Origin of the sequence: Auraticoccus cholistanensis (genome assembly GCF_009742705.1) — a bacterium.
Classification (GTDB): domain Bacteria; phylum Actinomycetota; class Actinomycetes; order Propionibacteriales; family Propionibacteriaceae; genus Auraticoccus; species Auraticoccus cholistanensis.
The window spans coordinates 219,492-245,265 of sequence record NZ_WPCU01000003.1 but is presented as its reverse complement, the minus strand read 5'-3'; the positions used below and the strand labels follow the sequence as shown (position 1 = coordinate 245,265).

The following is a 25,774-nucleotide window of genomic DNA, read 5'->3' as shown; positions in this document are numbered from 1 at the left end:
CGCCCGGGCGGCTCACTCGTGCACGGGCGAGGCGCCGCCTCCGCCGCGCAGCCGCTCCAGCGTCGTCATCAGGTGGTAGATCACGATGGCGGCCAGGGTGCCCAGCGCGATCCCGTTGAAGCTGAGCCCGTCGAGGTCGAAGGTGAAGTTGGCCACCCCGACCACCAGCGCGGTGGCGGCGGTGAACTGGTTCGCCGGGCGGGAGAAGTCCACCCGGTTGTCGACCCAGATCTTCACCCCGATGATGCCGATGAGCCCGTACAGGGCCGTCGTGACGCCGCCCAGCACCCCGGGCGGGATCGTGTTGACCAGCGCCCCGAACTTGGGGCTGAAGCCCAGCAGCACCGCGAACAGCGCGGCCACCCAGTAGGCGGCGGTGGAGTACACCCGGGTGGCGGCCATCACGCCGATGTTCTCGCCGTAGGTGGTGGTGCCCGAGCCGCCGACGGAGCCGGCCAGCGTGGTCGCCAGGCCGTCGGCCAGCAGCGCCCGGCCGGTGAGCCGGTTGAGCCCCGGGTCGGTCAGGTGGGCCACCGAGCGGACGTGGCCCACGTTCTCGGCCACCAGCACCAGCACCACGGGCAGGAACGCCGGCAGCGCCCACCAGGCCATCGTGGGGGTGGCGAAGTCCGGCAGCCCGAACCAGGCGGCCTGGCGGACGCCGCTGAAGTCCACCTGGCCCGACAGCACCGCCGCCAGGTAGCCGACCACGACCCCCAGCACGATGGACATCCGGCCCAGCAGCCCCCGCAGCAGCACCGTGCACAGGATGACCGCGGTCAGCGTGACCAGGGCCACCAGCGGCGCGGCGACGAAGTTGTCCCGGGCGGTGGGCGCCAGGTTCAGCCCGATCAGGGCCACGATCGCCCCGGCCACGACCGGCGGCATCAGGGCGTCGATCCAGCCGGTGCCGGTGCGCACCACCACCAGGCCCACCAGGGCCAGCACGATGCCGACCACGACCACGCCGAACAGGGCCGCGCCGATCCCGCCGCCGGCGCTGGCGGCGGTGATCGGGGCGATGAAGGCGAACGACGACCCCAGGTAGCTGGGCAGCCGGTTGCCGGTCACCAGCAGGAACACGATGGTGCCGATGCCGGAGAACAGCACCGTGGTCGTCGGCGGGAAGCCGGTCAGCAGGGGCACCAGGAAGGTCGCCCCGAACATCGCCACCACGTGCTGCAGACCCAGCCCGACGGTCGCCGGCCAGGACAGCCGTTCGCGCGGGTGCACCACCTCCCCGGAGCCGATCGAGCGTCCGTCACCGTGCAGCTTCCAGGGCAGCACCTGGGTCTCCTTCCTCGGGCGCCGCGGGGCGGGCGCTCAGAACCAGCGGGACAGCTCCTCGACGGTGCCGCCGTCGACGAAGCGGCTAGTGACGTGGTCGGCCACCGCCTGGACCTCCGCGGCCGCCTCCCCCAGGGCCACGCCGCGGCCGGCCCAGGTCAGCATCTCGATGTCGTTGCGGCCGTCGCCGAGGGCCAGCACCGCCGAGCTGTCGACCCCCAGGGCGGCGCACACCTCGGCCAGCGCCGAGGCCTTGCTGACCCCCTCGGGGACGATGTCGAGCCAGGCGCTGGTGCCGACGAAGTAGGAGACGCCGTGCAGGCCCAGGGCCTCGGCCATGGCCAGGAAGTCCTCGTCGGTGGCCGACGGGTTGCGGATCACCACCCGGGTCACGGGCTGCGACACCAGCGTCTCGACGTCCTCGACCCGGGCGTCGCCGCCGAGCTCGCCCTCGGGGAAGGGCCGGCTGACCCGGAACCCGAGACCGACCTCCTCGACCGCGATCAGCACGTCCGGGGAGTGGGCCAGCGCCCCCTCGACCACCGGGCGGGGGTCGAAGGTGACCTCGCGGACCACCTCGGTGGGGGCGTGCCGCAGCGTCACCGCGCCGTTGGAGCAGACCACCCAGCCGGTCGGCAGCTGCAGCGCCTCGAAGACCTCGCGGGTGTTGTGCCAGCCGCGGCCGGTCGCGAGCACCACCGGCACCCCGGCCTCGACCACGCGCCGGACCGCGGCACGCACCTCCGCCGGGATCTCGCCGTCGGCGTGCAGCAGCGTGCCGTCGATGTCCAGGGCGACCATCTCGGGTCGCCAGCCGTCGGTCGCGCTCACCGGGCGACCGGCGTCAGCAGCTCACGGCCGCCCAGGTAGGGGCGCAGGGCCTCGGGCACCCGCACGGTCCCGTCGGCCTGCTGGTGGTTCTCCAGCAGGGCGATGATCGTCCGCGGCACCGCGCACAGCGTGCCGTTGAGGGTGGCGACGGGGGCCGTGCCGCCCTCGAAGCGGGCCCGGATGTTGAGCCGGCGGGCCTGGAAGTCGGTGCAGTTGGAGGTGGAGGTCACCTCCCGGTAGCGCTGCTGGCTGGGGAACCAGGCGTAGCAGTCGTACTTGCGGGCCGCGCTCATGCCGAGGTCGCCGGCGGCCAGCTCCAGCACCTGGTAGGGCAGCTCGAGGGCCTCGATGAACTCCCGCTCGAACCCGAGCAGCGCCCGGTGCTGGGCCTCGGCGTCCTCGGGGGCGCAGAAGACGAACATCTCGACCTTGTCGAACCAGTGCACCCGGAAGATGCCGCGGGTGTCCTTGCCGTAGGAGCCGGCCTCGCGGCGGAACGAGGGGCTGTAGCCGGCGTAGCGCAGCGGCAGCCGGTCCACGTCGAGGATCTCCTCGCTGTGGTAGGCCGCCAGCGGCACCTCGGCGGTGCCGACCAGGTACAGGTCGTCGGCCTCCAGCCGGTAGACGTCCTGGGCCGCCTGACCGAGGAAGCCGGTGCCCTCCATCGCCGACGGCTTGACCAGCGCGGGCGGCAGCACCGGGGTGAAGCCCCACGACAGCGCCTTGGCCATGGCCAGGTTCACCAGGGCCATCTCCAGCTCGGCGCCCTGCCCGGTCAGGAAGTAGAACCGCGAGCCGGAGACCTTGGCGCCGCGCTCGGTGTCGATGGCGGCGAGCCGCTGGCCGATCTCGAGGTGGTCCTGGGGCTCGAACCCCTCGGCGGTGAAGTCGCGCGGGGTGCCGACGGTCTCCAGCACCACGTAGTCGTCCTCGCCGCCGGGCGGGACGTCGGGCAGCAGCAGGTTCGGCACCCGGGCCAGCAGCTCGTCGAAGCGGGCGCCGGCCTGGTCGGACTGGGCCTGCAGCGACTTCACCTCGGCGGCGAGCTCGCGGGTGCGGCTCAGCAGCGCGGCCTTCTCCTCGCCCTGGGCCCGGGCGACCTCCTTGCCCAGCCCCTTCTGCTCGGCCCGGCGGGCCTCGTACCCGGCGATGGCGGCGCGGCGCTGCTCGTCGGCGGCCAGCAGCTCGTCCACCAGGGAGGCGTCCTCCCCGCGGGCGCGCAGCGAGTCCCGCACGCGGTCGGGGTCGGTCCGGAGCAGCTTGGGGTCGATCACGGCCGTCAGCCTACCGACGCCCGGACCCCGTCTCGACCGGCAGCGGGCCAGCTGGCGGCGCACCACCTACGCTTGCCGACCATGACCCCCCGGCGGCTCCCCTCGACCCTCTCCTGGGTCATCGCGCTGGGGACGCTGCTGGCCTTCCTGACGCTCAGCGCGGTGGTCGCCAGCGGCGCCCTGGACGGCTTCGACCGGGCCACCGCGGCCCCGCCGCTGGTGCCGGGGTCCCCGGCGGAGGAGATCTTCTCGGCCGTGGCGCTGCTGACGATGCCGGTCGTGGTCTACACGGTCGTGCTCGGCTTCGGCATCTGGTGCGCCCGGCACCGGCTGCGAAACCTGTCGGTGGCGGTGATCACGGCGATCCCGCTGGCCTGGCTGGGCAACACCGCCTGGAAGCACCTGCTGGAGCGGCCCCGGCCGCCGTCGCCGCACGACCTGATCAGCGCCACCGGCTACAGCTTCCCCTCCGGGCACGCCACCGCCGTCGCGGTGCTGGTGGTGACGGTGAGCGCCACCCTGATCCACACCCGGCAGGCGCGGCGCGTGACGGCCTCCTGGCGGCTGCTCGGCACCTTCCTGGTGCTGCTGGTCGCGGTGGACCGCTGGATCATGAGCGCGCACTGGGTCACCGACGTGCTCGGCGGGCTGCTGTGGGGGGTGACGGCCACCTCGCTGACGCTGCTCGCGGCCCGGGTCCGGGTGATCCCGCCCGAGCTGGACCGGCTGATCCGACCCCCGACCGAGAGCGTCACCGCCCCCCGCCGCAGCTGCGCGGTGGTCTACAACCCCACCAAGGTCACCGACTGGCCCAGCTTCCGCCGCCGGGTGGGCTACGAGCTGCAGCGGCGCGGCTACGACGTGCTCTGGCTGGAGACCACCCCGGCCGACCCGGGACGGGCGATGACCGCGCGGGCGGTCCGCGAGGAGGTCGACCTGGTGCTGGGCGCCGGGGGCGACGGCACCATCCGGGTGGTCTGCGACGGGCTGGCCGGCACCGGCATCCCCTTCGGCGTCATCCCGGCCGGCACCGGCAACCTGCTGGCCAAGAACCTGGGCATCCCGCTGGACGAGACCACCGCCCTGCGGCTGGCCCTGGACGGCGTCGACACCCCTGTCGACCTGGTGCAGCTCACCGTCGACGGCCAGCCCCGCGGCGAGCACTTCACGGTGATGGCCGGGGTGGGCGTGGACGCGGTCATCATGGCCGCCACCAACCCCGAGCTGAAGCGGGCGGTGGGGTCGGCGGCCTACTTCGTCGCCGCGGCCCGCCACGCGGCCCACCCGCCGGTGCAGGCCACCATCCGCGTCGACGACGGTCCCGTGCTGCGGCGCCGGGCCAGCGTCATCGTGATCGGCAACGTGGGCTTCCTGCAGGGCGGCATCCCGCTGATCCCCGACGCCCGCGCCAACGACGGGCTGCTCGACCTGCTGGTGGCCTCCCCCGCCGGGGTGCGGGACTGGGCCCGGCTCGTCACGCGGGTGCTGACCCGGGCCGAGCGCGACGACGCCCAGCTGGACCGCATCACCGGCCGCCGGGTGACGATCCGGATCGAGCGCAGCGAGTTCTACCAGATGGACGGCGACACCGTCGGGCAGTGCACGACGATGGTGGCCGAGGTGAACCCGGGGGCGCTGCTGCTGCGGCTGCCGCCGAACCACCGGCACGGCCTGGTGGACGAGCAGGCGGCGGTGCTGCGGCAGGCGCAGACCGCGCTGCCCGCGGCCCGTCAGCGGGCGGGGTCGCGGAGCCGTGCCAGCCAGGCGGCCGCCTCGGCGTAGTCGTCGTCGGCGTGCCCGGCCGCCACCGACGGCAGCACGGCGTCGGCCCGGGGGTAGGAGCCCAGGAAGACCACGTCCTGGCAGATCCGGTGCAGCCCCATCAGCGCCTCGGCGATCCGGGCGTCGTCGAGGTGGCCCTCGGCGTCGATGGAGAAGCAGTAGTTGCCAAGCGTGGTGCGGGTGGGGCGCGACTCGATCCGGCACAGGTTCACCCCGCGGCTGGCGAACTGCTCCAGGATCTCCAGCAGCGCCCCGGAGCGGTCGACCCGCATGAAGCAGACCAGCGTCGTCTTGTCCGCGCCGGTGCGTGGCGGCACCGGCGCCGGCCGGGACACGAGCACGAAGCGGGTCTGGGCGTCGGGGTTGTCGGCGATGCCGACCGCCGCGGCCACCAGCCCCTGCGACCGTCCGGCCACCGGTGCGCAGATGGCGGCGTCGAAGCCGCTGGCCGGGTCGGCGACCGCGACCGCGGCGGCGGCGGTGGAGCCGCGCTCGGTCACCGACGCGCCGGGCAGGTGGGCGTCGAGCCAGCCGCGGCACTGGGCGGCGGCGTGCGGGTGGGTGATGACCTCCCGGACGTCCTCCAGCGCCGTGCCGGGGCGGACGTAGAGGTCGAACTGCACGTCGATCACCACCTCGCGGGTGATGGTCAGCGGCTCGCCGTGGGTGAGGGCGTCCAGGGTGGCGCTGACGCCGCCCTCCACGGAGTTCTCGATCGGCACCAGCACCGCCTCCACCTCCCCGCTGCGGACGGCGTGCAGCGCCGCCGGCACGGAGGGGAAGGGTCGGGCCTCCCCCGGCAGGTCACCGAGGGTGAGCAGGGCCTGGTGGGTAAAGGTGCCGGCCGGACCGAGGTAGCCGTGGGTGGGAGGCGTCACCGGGCCACCATAGGCACCCGGTCAGGCCAGCACCGGGCTCGTCCAGAACGCCTCGACCGCGGCCCGCAGGTCCTCGGGGGTGTCGTCGGTGGTGGTGGCGAGCATGACGACCTGCTGGCCGCCGTCCAGCCGGACGGCGCCCACCTGCAGCGTCTCGGTCCGGCTGGGGACGTCCACCCCCACGAGCTCGACGTCGACGCTCCAGCTGGCCGCCCGGTCGGCGGGCAGCTCGCCCAGCGGACCGGTCCGGGGCTCTCCCGCCCGGACGGTGCCGGGGTAGGAGCTGCTGAGGAAGGACTCGCCGATCGCCGCCGCGGTGGCGGCCGGGGTCACCTGCACCGCGCTCTCCTGCGGCAGCCCGACCCAGGCGCTGACGTACCAGTCGGGGTGGATCTCGGTGTTGGACGCGGCCGCGTCGGCGAACGGGCCGGCGGTCCCCTGCACGGGCGCCTCGGCCGGTTCACCGGGCAGCTGCACCGTCAGCTCGCCGAACAGCTCGGCGGTCCGTGGGCCGGGGTGGAGCACCAGCGGCGCCGCCCGCACCGACGGCGAGCCGTAGGCGGTGGGCGAGGTGGAGGAGCCGGGCAGCGGGCTGGCCCGGCGCTGGGCGGAGCCCATCACCGCCACGGCGGCCAGCAGGGCCAGCACCACGGCCACCGCGAGCAGCACGATCCGCAGCGTGTGGCGCTGCTCCCGGTCGGCCGCCGGCACCACGGTCGCCACCGTGCGGGGGTCGCCGCCGTAGGGCGGCGGCTCCGCGTCGGCGGACTCCGCGCGCCAGGGGGTCCAGCCGATCCCGTTCCACCACCGGACGGTGCTCGGCTCCTGCGGGTCGGGGTACCAGCCGGGAGCGGTGGCCATCAGGTGGCCGACCCCGGAGAGCTGGCCGAGCGGGAGCCGACCCCGGACGGGGTCCCCGGCGAGGCGGGCAGCAGCGCGCTGCCCTGCGGCCGGGCCAGCCCGCCCATCGCCTTCAGCTCGCGCCGGGGCAGCAGCCACATCCGCCGCCACCACAGCACGATCATCACCAGCACCCCGATCTGGACGGCCGGGGAGAAGGTGTCGCGCATCCGCGAGCTGAGCAGGTCCAGGGCCGGGCCGACCTCGAGCGCCCGGCCGGGGACGAAGGCCATCGACAGCAGCGCACCGCGCCACAGGAACAGCCGGTCCAGCTGGGTGGCGCCGATGACGGCCAGCGGCACCCAGGCGATCAGGTCGTACCAGCTCAGCGTGTAGATCGAGGTGACCAGCCAGCCCACCGACAGCAGCAGGGCCGTCCGCAGCGCCACGGTGATCGGGTCGGTCATCGGGTCCGTGCCGGGACGCAGCCCGGGCGCCGCCCGCCAGGGCAGCACCCGCGAGAGCATCCAGGCGATCACCACCAGCAGGCACAGCGCCACCCCGTTGAGCACCACCTTGGAGCTGTTGGTGGTCATCCCCAGCCACTGCGTCATCAACCCGTAGACCGGGGACACCCAGGAGCCGGAGGAGACGTAGGTGGTGTTGCGCAGCACCTGGAACAGCGCCGTGGGCTGCCACACCCCGTAGGCCAGCCCGATCGGGACCAGGGCGCCCAGGCAGAGCGCCAGCGCCTTGCGGGGCTCGCGCCGGTAGGCCCACAGCATCGCCAGCCCGTAGAGGCCGATCGACAGCTTGGCGCAGCCGGCCAGCCCGATCGCGACCCCGGCCCCGAACGGCGTCTTGCGCATCAGCATGATGCCGAAGACGGCGAACATCACCGACTGCGCCTCGTTGTGGGCGCACGCCACCACCGCCCAGATGAGCAGCGGGTTGCACACGCTCAGCAGCGCCGCGCGGGCCTGCAGCCGCGGGTCGCCGTGGGCCAGCCAGACGACCCCGGCGCAGGCGACCAGGAAGGGCACCAGGCAGAAGACCTGCAGCCAGAACACGACGTCGTGCATGTTCTCCCCGCCCAGCACGTTGGCGAACCACTGCGTCCACGACGTGATGGGGCCGTACACGCTGGGGGTGTCCTGCCACGGCTCCTCGGTCCAGCGCAGCACGGGGTCGTACTGGCTGCGGAAGATCTCGGCGGGGGTGATCTCGTAGGGGTTGCGCCCGATCACCTGCAGGCGTCCGTAGCCGGCGTACATCAGCACGTCGGCGGAGGTGACCGGGGGCACCAGGATCGTGGCGGTGCTCAGCGACGAGCCGAGCACGAAGAGCCGCCGGTGGTGCGGCCGCCAGCCGTCGGCCATGGCCCGCAGGCAGATCCACACCCCCACCGCGCCGAGCGCCAGCCCGACGACGACCGCCAGCGAGACGGCGAGCTCGTGGGGCGTCCCGAGCAGGTCCGCGGGCAGGTACCAGGGCGGCAGCAGGCCGCGACGGGGACCGAGGTCGAGGGTGATGGCCGAGGGGCCCAGGAAGGCGACGACGAGGGTGATCAGCGGGCTGCTCACGACCAGGCCCATGCCGACGCGGTGGTCGCGGTGCCACCGCTTCGGCCGTGGCGGGGCGGGGTGCAGACCGTCCGCCCGCCGGGGCGTCAACCGGTTCCGCACGCGAGCCTCCCTGACGTCCGCACTTCCTGGCCGGACACCGCCCGGACCCGACGACGCCAGAGCAAGGCTAACGGGTCGCACCCCCCGCGACGGCACTCGTCCCGGCATGGCGACCCCGCTCCCGCGGCGGCCGGTACGGGACTCCGGCGCGCGCCGCGGGAGGTCCTAGAGTCACGCCATGACGACGAGCCACCCGCTGGGCGTGCACTCCGAGGTGGGACGGCTGCGCACCGTGCTGCTGCACCGGCCCGGGAACGAGCTGCGGCGGCTGACGCCACGCAACAACGACGCCCTGCTCTTCGACGGCATCCCGTGGGTGGACCGCGCGCAGGAGGAGCACGACGCCTTCGCCCAGCTGCTGGTCGGGCGCGGGGTCGAGGTGCTGCTGCTGGCCGACCTGCTGGCCGAGACGCTGCAGCTGCCCGCGGCCCGGGAGCAGGCGGTCGAGCTGACCTGCCGCGACCTCCGGCTGGGCGAGCAGCTGCGGGGCTGGCTGCGCCGGCACCTGGCCGACCTGGCGGCCGAGGAGCTGGCCGAGGTGCTGGTCGCCGGCCTGCGCAACGACGAGACGGCCGGTCAGCGGACGCTGGTGACGGCGCTGATGGCCGAGGACGACTTCGTCATCGACCCGCTGCCCAACCTGCTGTTCACCCGCGACTCCAGCGTCTGGATCGGCGAGCGGCCGGTGGTCACCTCGCTGGCGATGCCGGCCCGCAGCCGGGAGACCCAGCTGACGGAGCTGATCTACACCTTCCACCCGCGCTTCGCCGGCACCGACCCCCTCTACGGCTGGGACCGCGAGCGGGTGGAGGGCGGCGACGTGCTGGCGCTGGCCGACGGCGTGCTGGCCATCGGCGTCGGGCAGCGGACCACACCCGCGGGCGCGGAGCGGCTGGCGCGGACCGTGTTCGACCAGGACCTGGCCCACACCCTGGTGGTCGTCCCGGTTGACCAGGAGCGGGCGACCATGCACCTGGACACCGTGGTGACGATGGTCGACGTCGACGCGGTGGTGATGTACCCCAACATCGCCCACCGGCTGTCGGCCCGGGTCGTGCGCGCCGGGGCCGGCGGCCTGGACGTCGGCGAGCCGCTGCACTTCCTCGACGCGGCCGCCGAGGCGATGGGCATCCCCGAGCTGCGGGTGATCGACACCGGGCTGGACCCGGTCACCGCCGAGCGGGAGCAGTGGGACGACGGCAACAACACCCTGGCGCTGGCGCCGAAGGTCGCCGTGGCCTACGAGCGCAACACCGAGACCAACGCGCGGCTGGAGGCGTCCGGCATCGAGGTGCTGGCCATCCGCGGCTCCGAGCTGGGCTCCGGCCGCGGCGGGCCCCGGTGCATGTCCTGCCCGATCGCCCGCGACCCGCTCTGACGCCCGGCCCTCCCGCGGCTCCACCGCGCAACCTGCGCCTGGACGCACCTCCACAGCCGAAAACCTGCGCCTCACAGCCGCTGCAGCGGCTGTGAACCCCCCCGCACGGCTGTGAAGCGGTCCGCAGACGCCCACCACGACCGCCCAGCCGCAGCTTCACAGCCACAACCCGCGCCCCACAGCCGCTGCAGCGGCTGTGAACCCCACCGGACGGCTGTGAAGCGGGGCAGAGGACGGGCCGGCCACCCCACCCGGACGCACCCCCTCAGCCGGGACGTGCGACTCAGGGCCGGGCTGCGTCAGAGGACGTGGCCGCCGCCGTGCACCACGGCCAGGGCGCGGTCGGGGTGGTCGGTGGTCAGGCCGGTGGCGCCGCGGTCCAGCCAGTACGCCATCTCGTCGGCGTCGTTGACGGTCCACAGGTGCAGGTGGTGGCCGCGGGACAGCAGCCGGTCCACCCAGTCCAGGTTGCGGCGGGCCAGCCGGTGGTCCACGCCGACGGTGTCGACCCCGTCGGGCAGGTGGCCGTCGGACCACACGCCGAGCTCCTTCTCCACCAGCAGCGACCGCCGCAGCCCCGGCGCCAGGGTCCCGACCAGGGTCACCGCGTCGGGGTTGAAGCTGATCATCCGCACCGGTGAGCCGGGCTCTGTCCAGCCCAGCTCGGCCAGCTGCTGCAGCGCCCGCCGGTCCACCTCGGTGCCCCGCCGGGTGGGGTGCTTGGTCTCCACGGCGAGCCCCACCGGCACGCCCTCGTCCCGGGCCTCCACCACCATCTCCAGCAGCTCGGCGAAGGTGATGAGCTCGCGCTGCTCCGGGGTGGCCACGCTGACCTTCCAGCGTCCGAAGTCGACCTTCTTCAGCTGCGCCACCGTCAGCGTCTCGGCCAGGTCAGGACGTCCGCCGGTGCGGCGCAGGCCCAGGTCGTGCAGCACCACCAGCTGGTCGTCGGCGCTGAAGTGGACGTCGGCCTCCAGCTCGACCGGGTGCCGGGTCCGCCGGGCCAGCTCGATCGCGGCGCGGTAGGCGGCGCGGGTGGACTCGGGGTGCAGGGCGGAGAAGCCACGGTGCGCGATGACCTCGATGTCGGACGTCCGCGTCATGGCCAGCAGTCTGACAGAACCCCGGGGCGAGGGCGACGGTTCAGCGCAGCCGACGCAGCCGCTGCCCCGCGCGACCCAGCACCCACATCGCCACCACCCCGACGAGGATCGCCGCCACCGACGAGCCGAGCCAGCTGGGGGCGGAGAAGCCGACGGCCGCGGCGAGCGCCGCCCACGCCGTCGACCACCCCGGCACGGTGCCCGGGGCGATCAGCTGGTAGGTGACGAACCCGCACAGCCACGCGAGCAGCGGGGCCAGCCGCAGCCGGGCGGAGGCCGACACGTCCCAGCGGCCTCGCGAGACCAGGAAGAAGTCGGCGGCGGCCACGGCGAACAGCGGCACGAAGACCGAGCCGATCAGGTACAGGAACGACTGGTAGCGGCTGAGGTCGAGCAGGCAGGCGACCAGCGTGGCCAGCCCGCCGACCCCGAGCGCCACCCAGCGCCGGTCCAGGTCGGGGAAGAGGTTCTGCACCGACATGGTGGTGGAGTAGACGTTGGCGAAGGCCTCGTCGACCTCGTCCACCAGCAGCACGGTCAGCGCGATCCAGCCGGCCGGCAGGGCGATCAGCGCGGCGATGAGGTCGTCCCCGCCGACCCGGGAGATGGCCACCACGCCGAGGCTGTAGTAGGCCACCGCGGCCAGCCCGTAGCCCAGGCCGGCGCCGAGGAAGGCGTCACGGCCGGAGCGGGAGTGGCGGGAGTAGTCGGCGGCGAGCGGGGCGAAGGAGACCACCCCGGCGACGGCGATGTCGACCGCCGGCCAGAAGCCGAGCACCCCGGACTGGTCGATAGGTCGGCTCGGCTGCAGCAGCACCTGGACGTAGAGCAGCACCGAGGCCGCCAGCACCAGCCACACCATCACCTTGCGCAGCAGCCGGACGCTGCCCAGCGGGCGGACCGCCATCCAGGTGGCGGCCGCACCGGCCAGCACGGCCACCGGCACCCGCCAGCCGTCGCCGAGCACGAGCGCCGCCGCGGTCGAGATGACGATGATCTCCATCGTGGCCCAGCCCACGTTCTGCCCGATGTTGAGCACCGTGGGCGCCACCGAGCCCCGCCGGCCGAACAGCCCCCGCAGCGCCACCATCGCCGGGGCGCCGGTGCGGGAGCCGAACACGGCCGCGCAGGCGAGCAGGGCGCTGCCGAGCACGCACCCGACCACGACCGCGAGCAGACCGCTGGCCACCGAGCCGGTGGTGGCGACGACCAGCGCGCCGGTCAGCGGGCCGAACAGCGAGATGCCGAGGTTGGCCCAGGTGGCGAACTGGTCCCAGAAGCCGAGCGGTCGCGGCGGCTCGGTGGTGAGCACCAGGGGGGCCTCGACGCGCCCCGGAGAGGTGGTGGCAGGGCTGGAGGGGTGCGTGGACGTGCTCATGGATCCTCCCTACGCCGGCATTACCCGGTCAGGTTCAGTCGGTCGGGGACCCGGCGACGTCGTCGCCACTCCGCCCTCTCAGCCCGCCACAGGGTGCGAGCTCCCGAAGATGTCGTCCCGAGCATAGCCCCCCGGCGGCACCGGTCGCCCGCCCCCGCCGGGCCGTAGTCTGTGCCCGTGCCGATCCCCGTGCCCGCCTCCGGCGACCGTCCCGGGAGACGCCGCACGGTCCGCGCCGGCACCGCCGCGCTCGCGCTCGGGTCCGCGCTGGGGCTGCTGTCCCCCGCCGCCCTGCCGGCCGGGGCGGTCGGCGACGGGGAGGTGTTCGACAGCTCGGAGTGCCAGAACTTCCAGGCCACCCCGGCGGTGGACTCCTGGGCGGCGCAGCGGCTGGGGCTGGACGAGGCCGCCGAGCTGGCCACCGGGCGCGGGGTCAGGATCGCCGTCATCGACACCGGCGCCGACACCGAGGTGCCCGCCCTGGACGGCGCCGACGTCAGCGTCGTCAACTACACCGGCTTCGAGGCCACCGTGGAGCCCGGCACCGACCTGCGCGACTGCCGCCACGGCACCCAGGTCACCTCCCTCATCGTGGGCCAGCCCGGGGCGGAGGGCACCGACTTCACCGGCGTCGCGCCCGAGGCCAGCGTGGTCGTGATGCGCTCCCTGGAGCGGGGACCCGCCCTGCCGCAGGACGGCCAGCCCCCGCAGCAGCAGCAGCGCGAGCCGATCGCCCCCGTGGTGGAGGCCGTCCGCGCGGCCACCGCCGAGGGGGTCGACATCATCAACATCTCCCAGACCTCCAGCTACGACCCCGACTACGAGGACGCCGTGGCCGACGCCATCGCCGCCGGCATCGTGGTGGTCGCCGCCGCCGGCAACGGCCAGCCGGGCGCCCCGACCCCCTACCCCGCGGCCTGGCCGGGGGTCATCGCGGTGGGGGCGACCACCCGCACCGACGCCCCTGCCGCGTTCTCCCAGTCCAGCGAGGGGCTGCAGGTCACCGTGTCCGCGCCCGGGGAGCAGGTGCTGACCGCCTCGCCCTCGCAGCACGGCGAGGTCTCGTGGGCGACGGTGGAGGGCACCTCCTTCGCCGCCCCGCAGGTGAGCGGGGTGGTGGCCCTGCTGCTCGAGCGGGAGCCGGACCTGACCCCGGCCCAGGTGGCGCGGCGGCTGCGCCGGACCGCCGACCCGATCCCCCGCTCCGTGCCCGACGCCCAGGCCGGCTGGGGCGTGGTCAACCCGGTGGCCGCCCTCACCGAGGTGGTCGGCGCCCAGACGCCCGCGCCCGGACCGGTGGCCAGCCCGACCCCGGCCGAGGACTACCGCGACCGCCCGCCGCCGGACCACCGCGCCCGCGACCGGGCGCTGCTGCTGGCCGGTGGCGCGGTGGTGCTGGTGGTGGCGGCCGCGGTGGTCGCCGCCTCGCTGCCCGCCGGTCGCCGGCGGGGCTGGACGCCCTCGCGCGGCGACCGTCCCGACCCGCGCTGACCACCGCGCCGGGGCGCCCGCCCACACAGGCACCCCCCTCAGAGGCGCCCCCTCAGAGGCGCCCCCTCGGGAGCGTCCGGCTCTCAGAGCTCCTTGGGCGGCGTGTGGGCGGTCTGCACCAGCACCTTGCCGGCGCGGGTGACCAGGGTGCCCCGGCCGGGCGGCAGCGGCTGCGGACGGACGTCGCCCAGCAGCACGCCCTCGTCGCGGGTGCCGCTCATGACGATCCCCGGGTTCTGCGCGTCCTTGGCCCGGGCGATGATCTGGTCGGAGAACACCGCCCGGCCGGCGCCGCCCATGCCGCGGGCCAGGATGATGTGCAGACCGATGTCGGCCGCCTGGCTGACCAGGTCGAAGAACGGCTGCATGGCGTGTCCCATGCTGGTGCCGACCAGCTCGTAGTCGTCGATGACGATGAACAGGTCCGAGCCCTTCCACCAGCTGCGGTCCCGCAGCTGCTGCTGGGTGACGTCCGGACCGGGCAGCCGGGAGCGGACCGCGGCCGCGGCGTCCTTCATCAGCTGGGTGGCCGCTGCCGCCGAGGCGGCGTAGCCGGCCATGTGGTCGCCCTCGACCGCACCCAGCAGGGAGCGCCGGTAGTCGAGGATCATCACCTTGGCCTCCTTCGGCGTGTACCGGGTGGTGATGCCGTTGAGGATCGTGCGCAGCAGCGTCGACTTGCCGCACTCGGGGGCGCCGAAGATGACCATGTGCGGGTCGGCCAGCGGGTCCAGCCCCACCGGGGCCAGCTCCAGCTCGTCGATGCCGAACCACAGCGTGCGGTCGCGGGTGTCGTGCTCCATCCGCGGCAGCGCGGTGACCGGCAGGTCGTCGGGCAGCATCCGCACCGGCGCGACACCGGGACCGGGCCAGGCCGCGCGGACCCGCTGCACCATCGCCCGTGACCCCTCGGAGAGGTCGTCGGTGCTCATCACCGAGTCGATCCGCGGCAGCGCGGTCAGCATGTGCAGGGCGTCGGCGGAGAGCCCGCGCCCGGGACGCCCGGCCGGGACCAGGTTGGCCCGCTTGCGGTCGATCTCGGACTCGAAGGAGTCGCCCAGCTTCAGCTCCACCCGGCTCTGCAGCAGGTCGCGGATGTTGATCCGGAACTCCGACCACTTGTTGGAGGTGGCCACCACGTGGATGCCGAACCCGAGCCCGCGGGCCGCCAGGGCGGTGACCGAGGCCTCCATCGCCTCGAACTCCTGCCGCAGCGTCATCCAGCCGTCGACGACCAGGAAGACGTCGGTCGGGAAGCGGTCCCGCTCCACCGTGCCGTTGCGCCGGCCGCGGCGGTAGCTGCTCATGCCGTCGATGCCGAGCTCGGCGAAGGCGACCTCACGGGCCTGCAGCAGCGAGGTCATCTCGGCCACCGTCCGCCGGACCCGGTCGGTGTCCAGCCGCGAGCACACCGAGCCGACGTGCGGCAGGTCGCGCAGCGAGGCCAGCGACCCGCCGCCGAAGTCGAGGCAGTAGAAGCCGACCTCGTCGGGGGTGTGGGTGAGCGCCATCGAGGCGATCATGGTGCGGATCGCGGTGCTCTTGCCCGCCTGCGGACCGCCGACCACGGCCATGTTGCCGCCGGAGCCGGAGAAGTCCAGCCACATCGGGTCCCGGCGCTGCTGGCGGGGACGGTCCACCAGCGCCACGGGGGCGCCGAGGCGTCCGTGCAGCCGGCTGTCGGCGGTGGTCAGCCCCCGGCCCTCCACCTCGACCAGGTCGCTGCGGAGCAGCTGGTCGACCGTCGGCGGCTCGTCCAGCGGCGGCAGCCAGACCCGGTGGGCGGGCCAGCCCTTCCCGCGGAGCTTGTCCACCACGATGGACAGCAGGGTCTCCTCCTCGTCCTCCTGCTCGGCGGGCTCGGCGCTGGCGGGCACCTCGTCGAGGGTGGCGGGGAGCGCCGGTGCGGGGTCCTCCCGCGGCGGCACCACCACCGGGACGTGCCGGGCGCTGAACTCCAGCACGGGCGGCACCCAGCTGCGCCGCTGCAGCGGGTCGCCGCCGCCCTCCGCCTCGGGCACCGGGCCGCGGTCGGCGCTGCCGTGCCACGGGCCGGAGACGTAGGCGGCCTTGAAGCGCACCATCGAGACGGTGTCGAACTTGAGGTAGCCGTTGCCCGGCGGGGTGGGCAGCTCGTAGGCGTCGGGCACCCCGATGACCACCCGCGACTCGGCCGGGGAGAACGTCCGCAGCGCGATCCGGTAGGACAGGAAGGTGTCCAGCCCGCGCAGCTTGCTCTCCTCCAGCCGCTGCGAGGCCAGCAGCAGGTGCACCCCGATGGAGCGCCCGATCCGACCGATCTGGATGAACAGGTCGATGAACTCCGGCCGGGCGGCCAGCAGCTCGGAGAACTCGTCCACCACCATGAACAGGCTGGGCATCGGCGGCAGGTCGGCGCCCTCCTGACGGGCCTGCTCGTAGTCCTCGCGGTTCTTGAAGTTGCCGGCGGCGCGCAGCACCTCCATCCGCCGCTCCATCTCACCGGCGATGGCGTCCTGCATCCGGTCGACCAGCGTCAGCTCGCCCTCGAGGTTGGTGATGACCGCGCTGACGTGCGGCAGCTCGTCCAGGCCGAGGAAGGTCGCACCGCCCTTGAAGTCGACCAGCACGTAGTTGAGCTGCTCCGAGGAGTGCGTCATGGCCAGGCCGAGCACCAGGGTGCGCAGGAACTCCGACTTGCCCGACCCGGTGGCGCCGATGCAGAGCCCGTGCGGGCCCATGCCGCCCAGCGCGGCCTCCTTGATGTCGAGCTCGACCGGGCGGCCGTCCTCGCCGGTGCCGATCGGCACCCGCAGCCGCTTGTGCATCGGCCGCTGCTTCCAGGTGACGCGGGTGTCCAGCGTCAGCGGGTCGCCGACCCCCAGCTGGGCGGGGTAGTCCTTGGGCGCCTCGAACACCACCTCGGGCGTCTCGTCGCCCTCGTCGGCGTCGTCGCTGCGGACCTCCGGCATCCGGTAGGGCGCCAGCGCCCGGGCCAGCAGCTCGGCCTGCACCATCGGCAGCTGGTCGGGGCGGCCGAGCGGGGTGGAGGCCACCTGCCCCGAGCCCTGCCGGCGGTGCAGCGTGAGCTCGGTGGGCGAGACCTCCAGCACCGCGACCGCGGGCTCGATCCGGCGGGGACGCTCCCGCTGCGGGGTCAGCTGCAGGGTGGTGACGCGGGTGGCGGGGCTGGCCAGCATCTCGGCGCTGGCCCCCGGCACCCCGTCGGTGACGACGACCAGGTGAGCCGGCGGCCGGTCCTGCCCGCCCATACCCTCCGCCAGCTGGGCGAGCTCGTTGGCCGAGGTGGTGATCATCCGCAGCGACCCGGCCCCGTCGGTGCGGGTGGGGTGCTGGACGTGGGGCAGCCACTTGGCCCACTCCCACGCCCCCACCGCGTCGGGGGCGGCGCAGACGGCGAGGACGAGGTCGTCGGGGCTGTGCCAGGCCGCCATCTGGGCCACCATGGCGTAGGCCAGCCGGCGCTGGGCGTCGGGGTCGCCCACCATGGTGATGGTGGTGAACCCCTTGAGGCTGACCGCCAGCGGGACGCTGGGGACCGTCCGGTGGGTGCGGATGAAGCGGCGCAGCGCCCCGGTGGTCAGCGGCTCGAGGTCCTCGATCGGCTTGGACTCCGGCGGCGTGATCCGCTGCGCGAACTGCTGCGGCCCCACGGAGATGCGGATGGAGCCGAAGTCGTCGTCGTCGACCCGCCGCTCCCACATCCGGCGGTCCCCCGCCACCGCCCACAGGTCCTCCGGGGCGGGGTGGCGCCACATCACGAACCGGCGCTGGGCCTCGGCGGTCGCGCGGACCTTGCGCCGGGTCTGGGCGAGGTAGCGGAAGTAGTCGCGGCGGGAGGCGTCGAGCTGCTGGGCCTGGTCGTCGTTGGAGCGCCCGGTCTGGGTGATCATCATGCCGAGCATCGACAGCCCGTACATGCCGCCCATCACGGCGCCCATCACGCCACGGCCGCCTCCGCCGCCCATGGAGGAGGTCATCATCATGGCCATCGCGCCGGCACCGGCCAGCATGGGCAGCATCCGCAGGATGGCCCCGAAGTTCCGCGCGGTCGCCGGCGGCGGGATCTCGGGCGGGGACTCCAGCAGCAGGTCGCCGCGCGGCAGGGCCGGAGCACTGGCCCGCTTGCCGCGGGTGAAGATGCTGACCGCCATCTGTGCTGCGTCCTCCTCGGGCGTCGGGGCGGCCCGGCGGCCGCCCTGTACCGGGCACATCATGCCCTGCCAGGGGGACACCCGGGCCGCTGCGCGGGGACACCTCGACCGCTGCGCGGGGGACACCCGGGTCGCTGCGCGGGGGGCCTGTCCGTCCCGCTGCCGGTGGACCGTCACCCAGTAGGGTGCCGCCGTGAGCACAGGCGTTGGAGAGGACCTCGCGCGCGTCACGGTCATCTCGCCGACCCGGCGGATCGACCTGGCCCTGCCGGGCAGCGCCACCATCGGCGAGGTGCTGCCCCACGTCGTCCGCTTCTCCGGCCACGAGGGGTCCACCACCGGCGACCCGGTCCACAGCTGGGTGCTGCAGCGGCTGGGCGAGGACCCCTTCGACCCGACCCGGCTGGTGTCGGCGCTCGGCATCCGCGACGGCGAGGTGCTGCACCTGCGGCAGCGCCAGGCCGCGATGCCCGACGCCGCCTTCGACGACGTGGTCGACGCCGTGGCCACCTCCACCAACACCCAGCCGTCCTGGCGCCCGGCCCACAGCCGGCGGATGGCGCTGGCCGTGCTCGGGCTTGTGCTGATCGGGACGCCGCTGGTGATCGTCCTGCACCGTCCCGAGCTGCCGGTCAGCCTGGCGGCGCTGGGGCTGGCGGTGGCGTCCGGGCTGGCCTCGATCCTGCTCTCCCGGGCCTTCGACCGGGCCGTGGTGGCGCACGCGCTGGCCTGGTTCGCCGTCGGGCTGAGCGCGCTGGCCGGCTGGTTCCTGCTCGGCAGCGAGGACGTGGGGCTGCGCGCGCTGGTCGCCTGCGCGCTGGTGCTGGTGGCCGCGGGCACGATGGCGGTCGGCACCGGGGTGCGGTCCCACGTCTTCGCGGCGGTGGCCGTGACGGCCCTGGTGCTGATCCTGGTGGCGATGGCCGTGGTGCTGCTGCCGGGACGTCCGGTGGAGGTCTGCGCGGTCGCCGTGGCCGTGCTGCTGGGGGTGACCCCCTGGCTGCCGGGGCTCTGCTACCGGCTGGCCCGGGTCGCGATGCCCAACCTGCCCACCTCGGCCGAGGAGCTGGCCCGCGACGACCAGCCGGTGCAGTCCGACATCGTGGCCCGCGCCGTGGCCGCGGACCGCCTGCTGGCGGGGCTGCTGTTCGCCACCTGCGCCGGCGCCACCGTGCTCTCGCTGGTGCTCGTGCTCGACGGACGCTGGTCGGCGCTGGCCCTCACCGGCGCCTGCGGGCTGGCCCTGCTGCTGCGGGCCCGCGCCTTCGTCGGGCTCGCGCAGCGGCTGGTGGTGCTGCTCAGCGGTCTGGCGGTGACGGCGATGACCCTCGTCCGGCTGGCGCTGGGCGTCGAGGACGGCGTGCTGCTGCTGGCCGTCGGCATGGTGCTGGTGGTGGCGCTGGCCGTGGCCCTGGGCTACTACGCCGCCCAGGCCTACAACCGCTTCGTCTCCCCCGTCTGGGGCCGCACCGGCGACATCCTGGAGTGGCTGGCCGTGATGGCGGTCGTGCCGCTGGTGCTGGCCGTGCTCGACCTCTACGACCTGGTCCGCGGGCTCGGCGGCGCCTGAGACGTCCGCGCGGGCACCTTCCTCGCGCTTTCTCCGTGGTTCTCCCCTGCATTCTGGCCGCCTTTCCCGCGCCGGCCCCGGCTTTCCTCCTTAGCCCCTTCTTTAGCCCCCTGGGCGGGAATTCTTGGCCCTGCTCGTAGCCCTCCGGCACCCCGGCCTGCTAACGTCCGCAGCGACGTACGCGGTGGACCGGGGAACACCTCGACAGGTTTCGACGACGAGGAAGGACGGGCCTCCAGCGGTGAACGCCGAACGGGTCGTCGCCGAGCTCGAGAACGCCGTCTCCACCCACGACCACGCCACCGTGGCCGAGCGGGTGGAACGGCACTGGCCCTACGTGGTGCGGATCAGGCCCTCGCTGCTGGACACGGCCATCGCCCGGCTGCCGCAGGAGCACACCCGCCCCACCCACCACCTGGTGCGCGACCTGCTGCACCCCGACAGCTGGCGGGCGCCCGCCGTCCAGGACCGGCTCGTCGCCGAGACCCTGCAGGCGATGCCGGTCCCGGCCGCCGACGCCGAGCTCGTCGCGAGCACGGGGGCGGCGGTGCTGCACGCGCTGCGCCGGCGTGGCCGCTTCGCCGACGCGCTCGAGCTGGGCACGGAGCTGGTGGTCCCCGCCAGCACCCTGCAGGGCACCGACCTGAGCAGCCTCGCCGCCGGGCTGTACCTGCAGGTCGGCAACCTCCACCTGCTGCAGGGCGACCTCCGCCACGCCGAGCGCTGGCTGGAGACGGCCTTCCGGCAGCCGTCCGCCTTCACCAACCACGCGGCCGACGCCGCCGGCAGGCTGGCCCTGCTCTGCGCCCTGCGCGGCGAGACGGCGCGGGCGGAGGGCTGGCTGGAGCGGGCCGCCGCGGCCGACGCGGGGGCCAGCCCCTGGCCGCTGCGTGCGGCCGAGCGGGTCCCCCAGCTGTGCGCCCGGGCGCTGCTGGCCCTGGACAGGCTGGACTGGTCGGCCTACCACGAGCACGACGACCGGATCGACGCCGAGCGCATCGAGCAGGACGAGCAGTGGATGTACGTGCTGCACCACCGGGCACTGGCCTCGGTGCTGCGCGGCAACCAGCGGGCGGTGGCCGAGGAGATCGCGGACTACCGCGGCAGCCACCCGCAGTACCTCCTCGAGCCGTCCCTTCCCAGCGGGCTGCTCGAGTCGGCGGAGGCGGCGCTGATGGTGAGCCTGGGCCAGCTGCCCGAGGTGCGGGAGCGGCTGACCGCCTGGGGCGGCGACCGTGTCCACCTGGCGGCGAGCACCCACCTGCTGCTGGCCTGCGGGCGCGCGGACGAGGCGGCCGCCCTCTCCGACCCGCTGCGGTGGCCGCCCCGCACCACCCGCCGGGAGCAGATCCTGCTGCTGCTCGCCCAGTGCGGCGCCCGGCACCACCTCGGCCAGGTGGGCGCGGCGGCGGCCGCGCTGCGGCGGGCGGTCAACCTGACCGGGCACCGCGGCCTGGCCTGGCTGTACGCCTTCGCCTGCGTGGACCGTCCGATCCTCACCGACCTCGTGCGCAAGGTGCCGGAGGCGGCCCCGATCGTCGTCCGGCTGGAGGAGCTGGCCCCGACGGACCCCACCAGCCAGCCGGCGGAGCTGCAGCTGACCCCGCGCGAGATGCTGGTGCTGCAGCAGCTCGCCCGCGGTCTGAACATCCAGCAGATCAGCGAGCAGCTCTACGTCTCCCCGAGCACGGTGAAGAACCAGCGCAAGAGCATCTACCGCAAGCTCGGCGCGTCCTCCCGGGACGAGGCCCTCGCCGCGGCCGCCCGGCGGGGCCTCCTCGTGCAGACGGTGTGACGGGCCCGGCCGGGGCGCCCGGCACCTCCGCTCAGGCGCGGAAGAGGACGCCGTACTCGGTCGGGGTGGGTGGCACCTGCACCCGCAGCAGCCGGCGCGGCATGGCCAGCACCACCTCGTCCTGGCCGAGCGCGGTGCAGTCGCGGACCTGGCGCGGGCCGAGCGCGTAGGCCCGGCGCAGGTTCTCGGTGACCCGGGCGTCGCACGGACCGACCACCGCCATGTCGCAGGAACGCAGCTGGAAGACCGCTCCCGAGGCGGCCGCGTTCTCGTTGACCAGCACGGCCTGCCACGGCCCCAGCGCCGCCTGGCTGCCGTCGTAGTGCGCCACGTCGTCCAGCACCAGCGAGGGCCGGTAGGGCCGCCCCGACCCGGGCGGGGTGCCGTCGGGCCCGAGCAGGTCGACGCTGCCGCCGCTGTCGGTGACGGCGCGGACCAGCCGGCCCCAGCGGCGGGGGTCGCCGGTCAGCACGGTCAGGTGGGCGCCGAGGGCGACGCAGCGGAAGGCCAGCACCCAGCTGACGTACTCGGGGACGGCGAGGAACACGCGGGTGGGCCGGTTGCGGAACAGCCGGACGGCCAGGCTGCTGGTCTCGCCGCGCTCGTTGCGCGTGGTGCCGAGCAGCAGCCCGCTGGGCCCGGTGCGCACCACCGAGCGGGTGCCGCCGGCCATCGGCGCGGGCATCACCCAGTCCTCGGCCGCCGGCGCCGACGGCGCCCCCTCGGCCGGCAGCTGCCACCCGCTCACGCCGCCACCCCCCGGCCCAGCGGCACGGTGGCCAGCATGGTCGGCACCTGGCTGCCGCCCGGTGCGGCCAGGCGGACCTCGCGGCCGAGCGCGCCCCCCACGGCCTGCACCGCCGTGCGCGCCAGCTGCTCGTTCGGGGACACCAGCCGGATGCCGCCGGTCGCGGGCCGTCCGGGGGTCAGCACGTAGGAGGTGACGGCGAACAGCACCGGCGCCTGCGCCACCGCCTGCAGCAGCCGGCCGTAGCCCAGGGAGTGGGAGGTCCCCCAGCTGCGCACGGCCCGGCCGCTGTGCAGCAGGCCGTCGCACTCCCAGTGCTGCCAGCTCTCGCGGCTGCGCACCTCACCGCCGTCCGGGCCCGAGCCGGCGGTGAGCGCGAGCACCTCGTGGATCTCCAGCGGGGTCAGCGCCCGGGTCTCGATCCCCTGCCGCTTCAGCACCGACTGCACCCGGTGCAGCCCGAAGCGGAGGGTGGCGTAGATGCCGTCGTTGTCGAGGCCGCGGCGGGCCACGGCCTCCAGGCACAGCCTCGGGTCCAGCCGGACGCACAACCAGGTCCGCTGCACCGTGGGGGGCACGCCGTCGGCGACCTCCAGGTAGGCGCGGGCGGCGGCGGAGCCCTCGGCGAGCAGCAGCCGCGCCGGGGCGGGCACCGTGTAGGTGACCACCTGCACCCCGGCGAAGACCACGTCGTCCTGCACGGTCAGGTCGGCCAGCTCGCGCAGGCTCAGCTCCTCGCCGCTGTCGGCGACCAGCTCGTCGTCGGCGTCCAGGGCCAGCACGGCCGTCCAGGCGCTGCCGTCGGTGATCACCCCGACCTCCTCGCCCCGCCCGGTGACGGTCTGGCTGACCGACAGACCCGGCACCCACTGCGCCAGCGGGACGAGGTCGTAGGGCACGTCCGCGTCCAGCGCGGGGGCGGGACGACGGCGCAGGTAGGCCAGCCGCAGCCGCAGCCGGCGCAGCAGCGAGCGCCCGCCGAAAGGCACCAGCAGCACCACGGTCACCACCACGAGCACAGCGGCCACCACGTAGCCGGGCACGGTGCCGGTCAACCCCGACAGCAGCGCGGCCAGCAGCAGCAGCTCGGCCACGACCAGCGGCCGCAGCCCCGTCAGCGCCCCGGTGCGGCGCGGCGCCAACGCGGCGGTGTCCGACGTCGCTCGCGCCATCTGCCGACCCTGCCTCTCCTCGAGCTGCCCTCGTCCGCGTGCGCGGGCCGCTGCACCGTCCCTGCACTGCTCCGCCGTTACTGTAGGGCCCGCCGGTCCGACCTCGGACGAGGCGGAGGAACCACCAGCCGCGGAGGAGGAGGGGCATGGCCACCCGCAGGGACCTGCTCAAGGCGCACAAGTTCACCAGCCAGCGCCTGGTCTCGGCCCTCGTGGACCGCAACCCCGACGAGCTGGAGCCGCCGTTGCGCCGGGTCGCCACCGGGACGTTCGTCAGCGTCATGATCTCGGTGCTGGTGCTGGCCGGGTTCGGGGTGGTCGGGCTGGTCCTGGGCGGCGGCAGCAAGGACTGGCGGCAGGACCGCACCGTGGTGATCGACACCTCCTCGGGGGTGGTGTTCGCGGTGCTCGGCACCCAGCTGCACCCGACCACGAACATCACCTCGGCCCGGCTGGCCACCGGCGGCGGGCCGGAGGTGCGGGTGAAGTCGGCGACCCTGCGCGGGGAGCCGCAGGCCGGCCGGATCGGCATCCCGGACGCGCCGGCGCAGCTGCCGGCGCCGGAGGACATCGACCCCTGGCCGATGCGGGTGTGCAGCACCAGCCCCGACGGCGACGGCGTGCGCTACACCACCCTGCAGGTCGGCACCGGCCCGGCACCGGGCGGACCCAGCACGGCGGTGGTCCGCGACAGCGCCGGCACCCACTACCTGCTGGCCGACGGCCGCGCCTACCCGGTCCCCGGGAAGGGCTCCGGCGTGCCGCCGCTGCTGGTCAACCTCGGCTTCACCGACGCGGGCACCCCCGCCGACGCCATGATCAACACCATCCCCCGCGGTCCCGCGCTGGCTCCGCTCGAGATCCCCGGCGACGGCGGGCGGGCCCGCGTCACCGTGGGCACGCTGAGCGAGGTGGGGCAGCTGGCCAGCGTGTCGGGGACCGTCGACTCCTACTACGTGCTGCTCACCGACGGGCTGGCCGAGATCTCCGAGCTGGAGCACCGGGTCATGATGGTGGCCGGCCGCGAGAACACCGAGCTGACGCCCGGCGAGGTCGGCGGCAGTCTCAGCGCCACCAGCGTGCGCCAGCCGGACATGCCCGACTTCGTCCCCACCTCCGAGCAGTCCCGGCCCGACCAGGCCACCAGCTCGCTGTGCCTGACCTGGGGCGAGGAGGGGGCCGAGCCGGTGCTGCAGCTGGGCGTCCCGACGCCGCAGCCGGCCGGCGCCTCGCCGGTCCCCGGCACCGCCGACCTGGTGGAGACCGCACCCCTGCAGGGGGCGCTGCTGCGGGCCGAGCGGACACCGGAGGGCGGGCCGGCCTTCCTGGTGGTGGCCGGCCGCCGCTACGGGATCCCCGACGCCGAGTCGCGGGCCGCCCTGGGCTACGGCCAGACCCCGGCGCAGGCCGTCCCCGCGGCCCTGCTGAAGCTGGTCCCCGACGGTCTCCCCCGCGGCCAGGAGCTGTCGGTCGACGCGGCCCGCCAGCCGGCCTGACGCACCCGGACCGGCCGCCCGGACGGAATTCGCGGGGGCCCCGGTGCGGGGAGTGACCCCCTCTCCTCCTACTGTCGAAGGCAGGACGGACGCCCCGGTCCCAGGGGCCCACAGACCACCCGGGCGGCGCCCGGCAAGCAACCCACTTGGAGGAATGGCATGTCTGGACAGAGCAGTGTCGACAGGGCTGCGATGCAGCAGGCCGCCGGCCAGATCGAGGAGAAGGCCGGCGCGATCGACGGCGTGCAGCGCAACCTGCAGGGCCAGATCAACGGCCTGATCGGCAGCGGCTGGCAGGGCAACGCCGCGCAGGCCTTCCTGCGTGCGTTCACCGACTTCGACGCCCAGTTCGCCAAGGTGCAGCAGGCCCTCGTCGACATCCACGGCAAGCTCGTGGACACCCAGATGAAGTACACGACCACCGAGGAAGAGCAGGCCCAGAGCACCAACGCCATCAGCGCCCTGCTCAACGGCTGACCCTCCACCCGCGACCACCAGAACCCAGGAGCACCCAATGTCTGACTACACCTCGGTCAACTCCGCCGCGATGGCGGAGGGGATCTCGGACCTCACCAACGCCCACAAGCAGCTGTCCGACCACCTCGACACCCTGGAGAGCCAGCTCAGCGGCTCGCTGGCCCAGTGGGACGGCGCGGCCCGGCAGGCCTACACCCAGGCCAAGGCCGAGTGGGACGCCGCGGCGGCGCACATGGCGTCGGTGATCCAGAAGATGCAGACCACCATGGGCCAGATCAGCGAGAACTACGACGCGAACGAGAAGCAGATCGAGGGCCAGTGGGCCTGAGCCGCCCCCGGCGGTGACCACCACCCCACGGCCCGCCCGGCTCTTCCCGGGCGGGCCGTCCGCATCTGAGCCCTTCATCAGCCCGAGCGCGCACCCGCCTGGGCTCG

The 25,774-nt window shown here is 74.5% G+C and carries 19 protein-coding genes and 1 riboswitch; of the genes, 8 read left to right on the top strand and 11 right to left on the bottom strand.

What is annotated here, in order from left to right; genetic code table 11:
* Nucleotides 1-12: 12 nt before the first annotated feature.
* Genes GC722_RS02105 through serS form a run of 3 tightly spaced genes read right to left on the bottom strand, consistent with a single transcriptional unit; the run spans nucleotide 13 to nucleotide 3,392 of the window.
* The gene (locus GC722_RS02105) at nucleotides 13-1,287 is read right to left on the bottom strand and encodes a uracil-xanthine permease family protein (RefSeq protein ID WP_331714304.1); all 1,275 of its coding nucleotides are present in this window, start codon (nucleotides 1,285-1,287) and stop codon (nucleotides 13-15) included.
* Nucleotides 1,288-1,323: 36 nt separating this feature from the next.
* Entirely contained in the window at nucleotides 1,324-2,088 is a 765-nt protein-coding gene (locus GC722_RS02100; RefSeq protein WP_156607704.1) for an HAD family hydrolase, read from the bottom strand.
* 26 nt (nucleotides 2,089-2,114) lie between these two features.
* Nucleotides 2,115-3,392 carry a serine--tRNA ligase gene (serS, locus tag GC722_RS02095; protein ID WP_331714303.1) on the bottom strand — a complete coding sequence of 426 codons (1,278 nt, stop codon included), beginning with the start codon at nucleotides 3,390-3,392 and terminating at the stop codon, nucleotides 2,115-2,117.
* Nucleotides 3,393-3,473: 81 nt separating this feature from the next.
* Between serS and GC722_RS02090 the strand changes: the two genes are divergently transcribed.
* The gene (locus tag GC722_RS02090; protein ID WP_156607491.1) at nucleotides 3,474-5,174 is read left to right on the top strand and encodes a diacylglycerol kinase family protein; all 1,701 of its coding nucleotides are present in this window, start codon (nucleotides 3,474-3,476) and stop codon (nucleotides 5,172-5,174) included.
* On the opposite strand, the gene pheA is transcribed toward GC722_RS02090, so the two are convergent.
* From pheA to GC722_RS02075, 3 genes are read right to left on the bottom strand one after another with little or no spacing between them, the layout of a single operon-like run.
* Nucleotides 5,123-6,052 carry a prephenate dehydratase gene (gene pheA, locus GC722_RS02085; RefSeq protein WP_331714302.1) on the bottom strand — a complete coding sequence of 310 codons (930 nt, stop codon included), beginning with the start codon at nucleotides 6,050-6,052 and terminating at the stop codon, nucleotides 5,123-5,125. The two genes, GC722_RS02090 and pheA, sit on opposite strands and share 52 nt — an antisense overlap.
* Before the next feature lie 21 nt (nucleotides 6,053-6,073).
* On the bottom strand, nucleotides 6,074-6,913 hold the full coding sequence (locus tag GC722_RS02080; RefSeq protein ID WP_156607489.1) for a DUF2510 domain-containing protein: 840 nt from the start codon (nucleotides 6,911-6,913) through the stop codon (nucleotides 6,074-6,076).
* On the bottom strand, nucleotides 6,913-8,475 hold the full coding sequence (locus tag GC722_RS02075) for a hypothetical protein (RefSeq protein WP_156607487.1): 1,563 nt from the start codon (nucleotides 8,473-8,475) through the stop codon (nucleotides 6,913-6,915). Before GC722_RS02075 ends, GC722_RS02080 begins: the two co-directional genes overlap by 1 nt.
* Before the next feature lie 280 nt (nucleotides 8,476-8,755).
* Here GC722_RS02075 and GC722_RS02070 point away from each other — a divergent pair, with 280 nt between their 5' ends.
* On the top strand, nucleotides 8,756-9,955 hold the full coding sequence (locus GC722_RS02070; RefSeq protein WP_156607485.1) for an arginine deiminase: 1,200 nt from the start codon (nucleotides 8,756-8,758) through the stop codon (nucleotides 9,953-9,955).
* 299 nt (nucleotides 9,956-10,254) lie between these two features.
* Here GC722_RS02070 and GC722_RS02065 read toward each other — a convergent pair whose 3' ends face one another.
* Entirely contained in the window at nucleotides 10,255-11,058 is an 804-nt protein-coding gene (locus GC722_RS02065; protein ID WP_156607483.1) for a glycerophosphodiester phosphodiesterase, read from the bottom strand.
* A gap of 40 nt (nucleotides 11,059-11,098) precedes the next feature.
* Nucleotides 11,099-12,436 carry a purine-cytosine permease family protein gene (locus GC722_RS02060; protein ID WP_156607481.1) on the bottom strand — a complete coding sequence of 446 codons (1,338 nt, stop codon included), beginning with the start codon at nucleotides 12,434-12,436 and terminating at the stop codon, nucleotides 11,099-11,101.
* Nucleotides 12,426-12,553, bottom strand: a riboswitch (TPP riboswitch). (Overlaps the previous gene by 11 nt.)
* A gap of 60 nt (nucleotides 12,554-12,613) precedes the next feature.
* Here GC722_RS02060 and GC722_RS02055 point away from each other — a divergent pair.
* Nucleotides 12,614-13,927 carry a S8 family serine peptidase gene (locus tag GC722_RS02055; protein ID WP_156607478.1) on the top strand — a complete coding sequence of 438 codons (1,314 nt, stop codon included), beginning with the start codon at nucleotides 12,614-12,616 and terminating at the stop codon, nucleotides 13,925-13,927.
* A gap of 83 nt (nucleotides 13,928-14,010) precedes the next feature.
* Here GC722_RS02055 and eccCa read toward each other — a convergent pair whose 3' ends face one another.
* Nucleotides 14,011-18,081 carry a type VII secretion protein EccCa gene (gene eccCa / locus GC722_RS02050; RefSeq protein WP_156607476.1) on the bottom strand — a complete coding sequence of 1,357 codons (4,071 nt, stop codon included), beginning with the start codon at nucleotides 18,079-18,081 and terminating at the stop codon, nucleotides 14,011-14,013.
* A gap of 193 nt (nucleotides 18,082-18,274) precedes the next feature.
* On the opposite strand from eccCa, the gene eccD reads away from it, so the two are divergent.
* Nucleotides 18,275-19,651, top strand: a complete 1,377-nt coding sequence (gene eccD, locus GC722_RS02045; protein WP_156607473.1) for a type VII secretion integral membrane protein EccD — start codon at nucleotides 18,275-18,277, stop codon at nucleotides 19,649-19,651.
* Between the two features lie 241 nt (nucleotides 19,652-19,892).
* Nucleotides 19,893-21,446 (top strand): helix-turn-helix transcriptional regulator, encoded by a 1,554-nt coding sequence (locus GC722_RS19105; RefSeq protein ID WP_156607471.1) that lies wholly within the window; start codon nucleotides 19,893-19,895, stop codon nucleotides 21,444-21,446.
* Between the two features lie 31 nt (nucleotides 21,447-21,477).
* Here the strand turns inward: GC722_RS19105 and GC722_RS02035 are convergent, their stop codons facing one another.
* Both GC722_RS02035 and eccE read right to left on the bottom strand, forming a co-directional pair.
* Nucleotides 21,478-22,194: a hypothetical protein gene (locus GC722_RS02035; RefSeq protein WP_156607469.1), complete on the bottom strand. Its 717-nt coding sequence runs from the start codon at nucleotides 22,192-22,194 to the stop codon at nucleotides 21,478-21,480.
* A complete protein-coding gene (gene eccE, locus GC722_RS02030) occupies nucleotides 22,191-23,366 on the bottom strand; it encodes a type VII secretion protein EccE (RefSeq protein WP_156607467.1) in 1,176 nt (391 codons plus the stop codon). Before eccE ends, GC722_RS02035 begins: the two co-directional genes overlap by 4 nt.
* A gap of 146 nt (nucleotides 23,367-23,512) precedes the next feature.
* Between eccE and eccB the strand changes: the two genes are divergently transcribed.
* From eccB to GC722_RS02015, 3 genes are all read left to right on the top strand, one after another.
* Nucleotides 23,513-24,862: a type VII secretion protein EccB gene (eccB, locus tag GC722_RS02025; protein ID WP_156607465.1), complete on the top strand. Its 1,350-nt coding sequence runs from the start codon at nucleotides 23,513-23,515 to the stop codon at nucleotides 24,860-24,862.
* A gap of 159 nt (nucleotides 24,863-25,021) precedes the next feature.
* A complete protein-coding gene (locus tag GC722_RS02020; RefSeq protein WP_156607463.1) occupies nucleotides 25,022-25,339 on the top strand; it encodes a WXG100 family type VII secretion target in 318 nt (105 codons plus the stop codon).
* A 37-nt stretch (nucleotides 25,340-25,376) separates the two neighbouring features.
* The gene (locus GC722_RS02015; RefSeq protein ID WP_156607461.1) at nucleotides 25,377-25,667 is read left to right on the top strand and encodes a WXG100 family type VII secretion target; all 291 of its coding nucleotides are present in this window, start codon (nucleotides 25,377-25,379) and stop codon (nucleotides 25,665-25,667) included.
* Nucleotides 25,668-25,774 lie beyond the last annotated feature (107 nt).

Excerpts from the sequence above, each read along its gene's own strand:
- GC722_RS02100 (WP_156607704.1), bottom strand. The coding sequence starts at position 2,088 with ATGGTCGCCCTGGACATCGACGGCACGCTGCTGCACGCCGACGGCGAG.
- GC722_RS02090 (WP_156607491.1), top strand. The coding sequence starts at position 3,474 with ATGACCCCCCGGCGGCTCCCCTCGACCCTCTCCTGGGTCATCGCGCTG.
- GC722_RS02080 (WP_156607489.1), bottom strand. The coding sequence starts at position 6,913 with ATGGCCACCGCTCCCGGCTGGTACCCCGACCCGCAGGAGCCGAGCACC.
- GC722_RS02070 (WP_156607485.1), top strand. The coding sequence starts at position 8,756 with ATGACGACGAGCCACCCGCTGGGCGTGCACTCCGAGGTGGGACGGCTG.
- GC722_RS02065 (WP_156607483.1), bottom strand. The coding sequence starts at position 11,058 with ATGACGCGGACGTCCGACATCGAGGTCATCGCGCACCGTGGCTTCTCC.
- GC722_RS02060 (WP_156607481.1), bottom strand. The coding sequence starts at position 12,436 with ATGAGCACGTCCACGCACCCCTCCAGCCCTGCCACCACCTCTCCGGGG.
- eccCa (WP_156607476.1), bottom strand. The coding sequence starts at position 18,081 with ATGGCGGTCAGCATCTTCACCCGCGGCAAGCGGGCCAGTGCTCCGGCC.
- eccE (WP_156607467.1), bottom strand. The coding sequence starts at position 23,366 with ATGGCGCGAGCGACGTCGGACACCGCCGCGTTGGCGCCGCGCCGCACC.
- eccB (WP_156607465.1), top strand. The coding sequence starts at position 23,513 with ATGGCCACCCGCAGGGACCTGCTCAAGGCGCACAAGTTCACCAGCCAG.
- GC722_RS02020 (WP_156607463.1), top strand. The coding sequence starts at position 25,022 with ATGTCTGGACAGAGCAGTGTCGACAGGGCTGCGATGCAGCAGGCCGCC.
- GC722_RS02015 (WP_156607461.1), top strand. The coding sequence starts at position 25,377 with ATGTCTGACTACACCTCGGTCAACTCCGCCGCGATGGCGGAGGGGATC.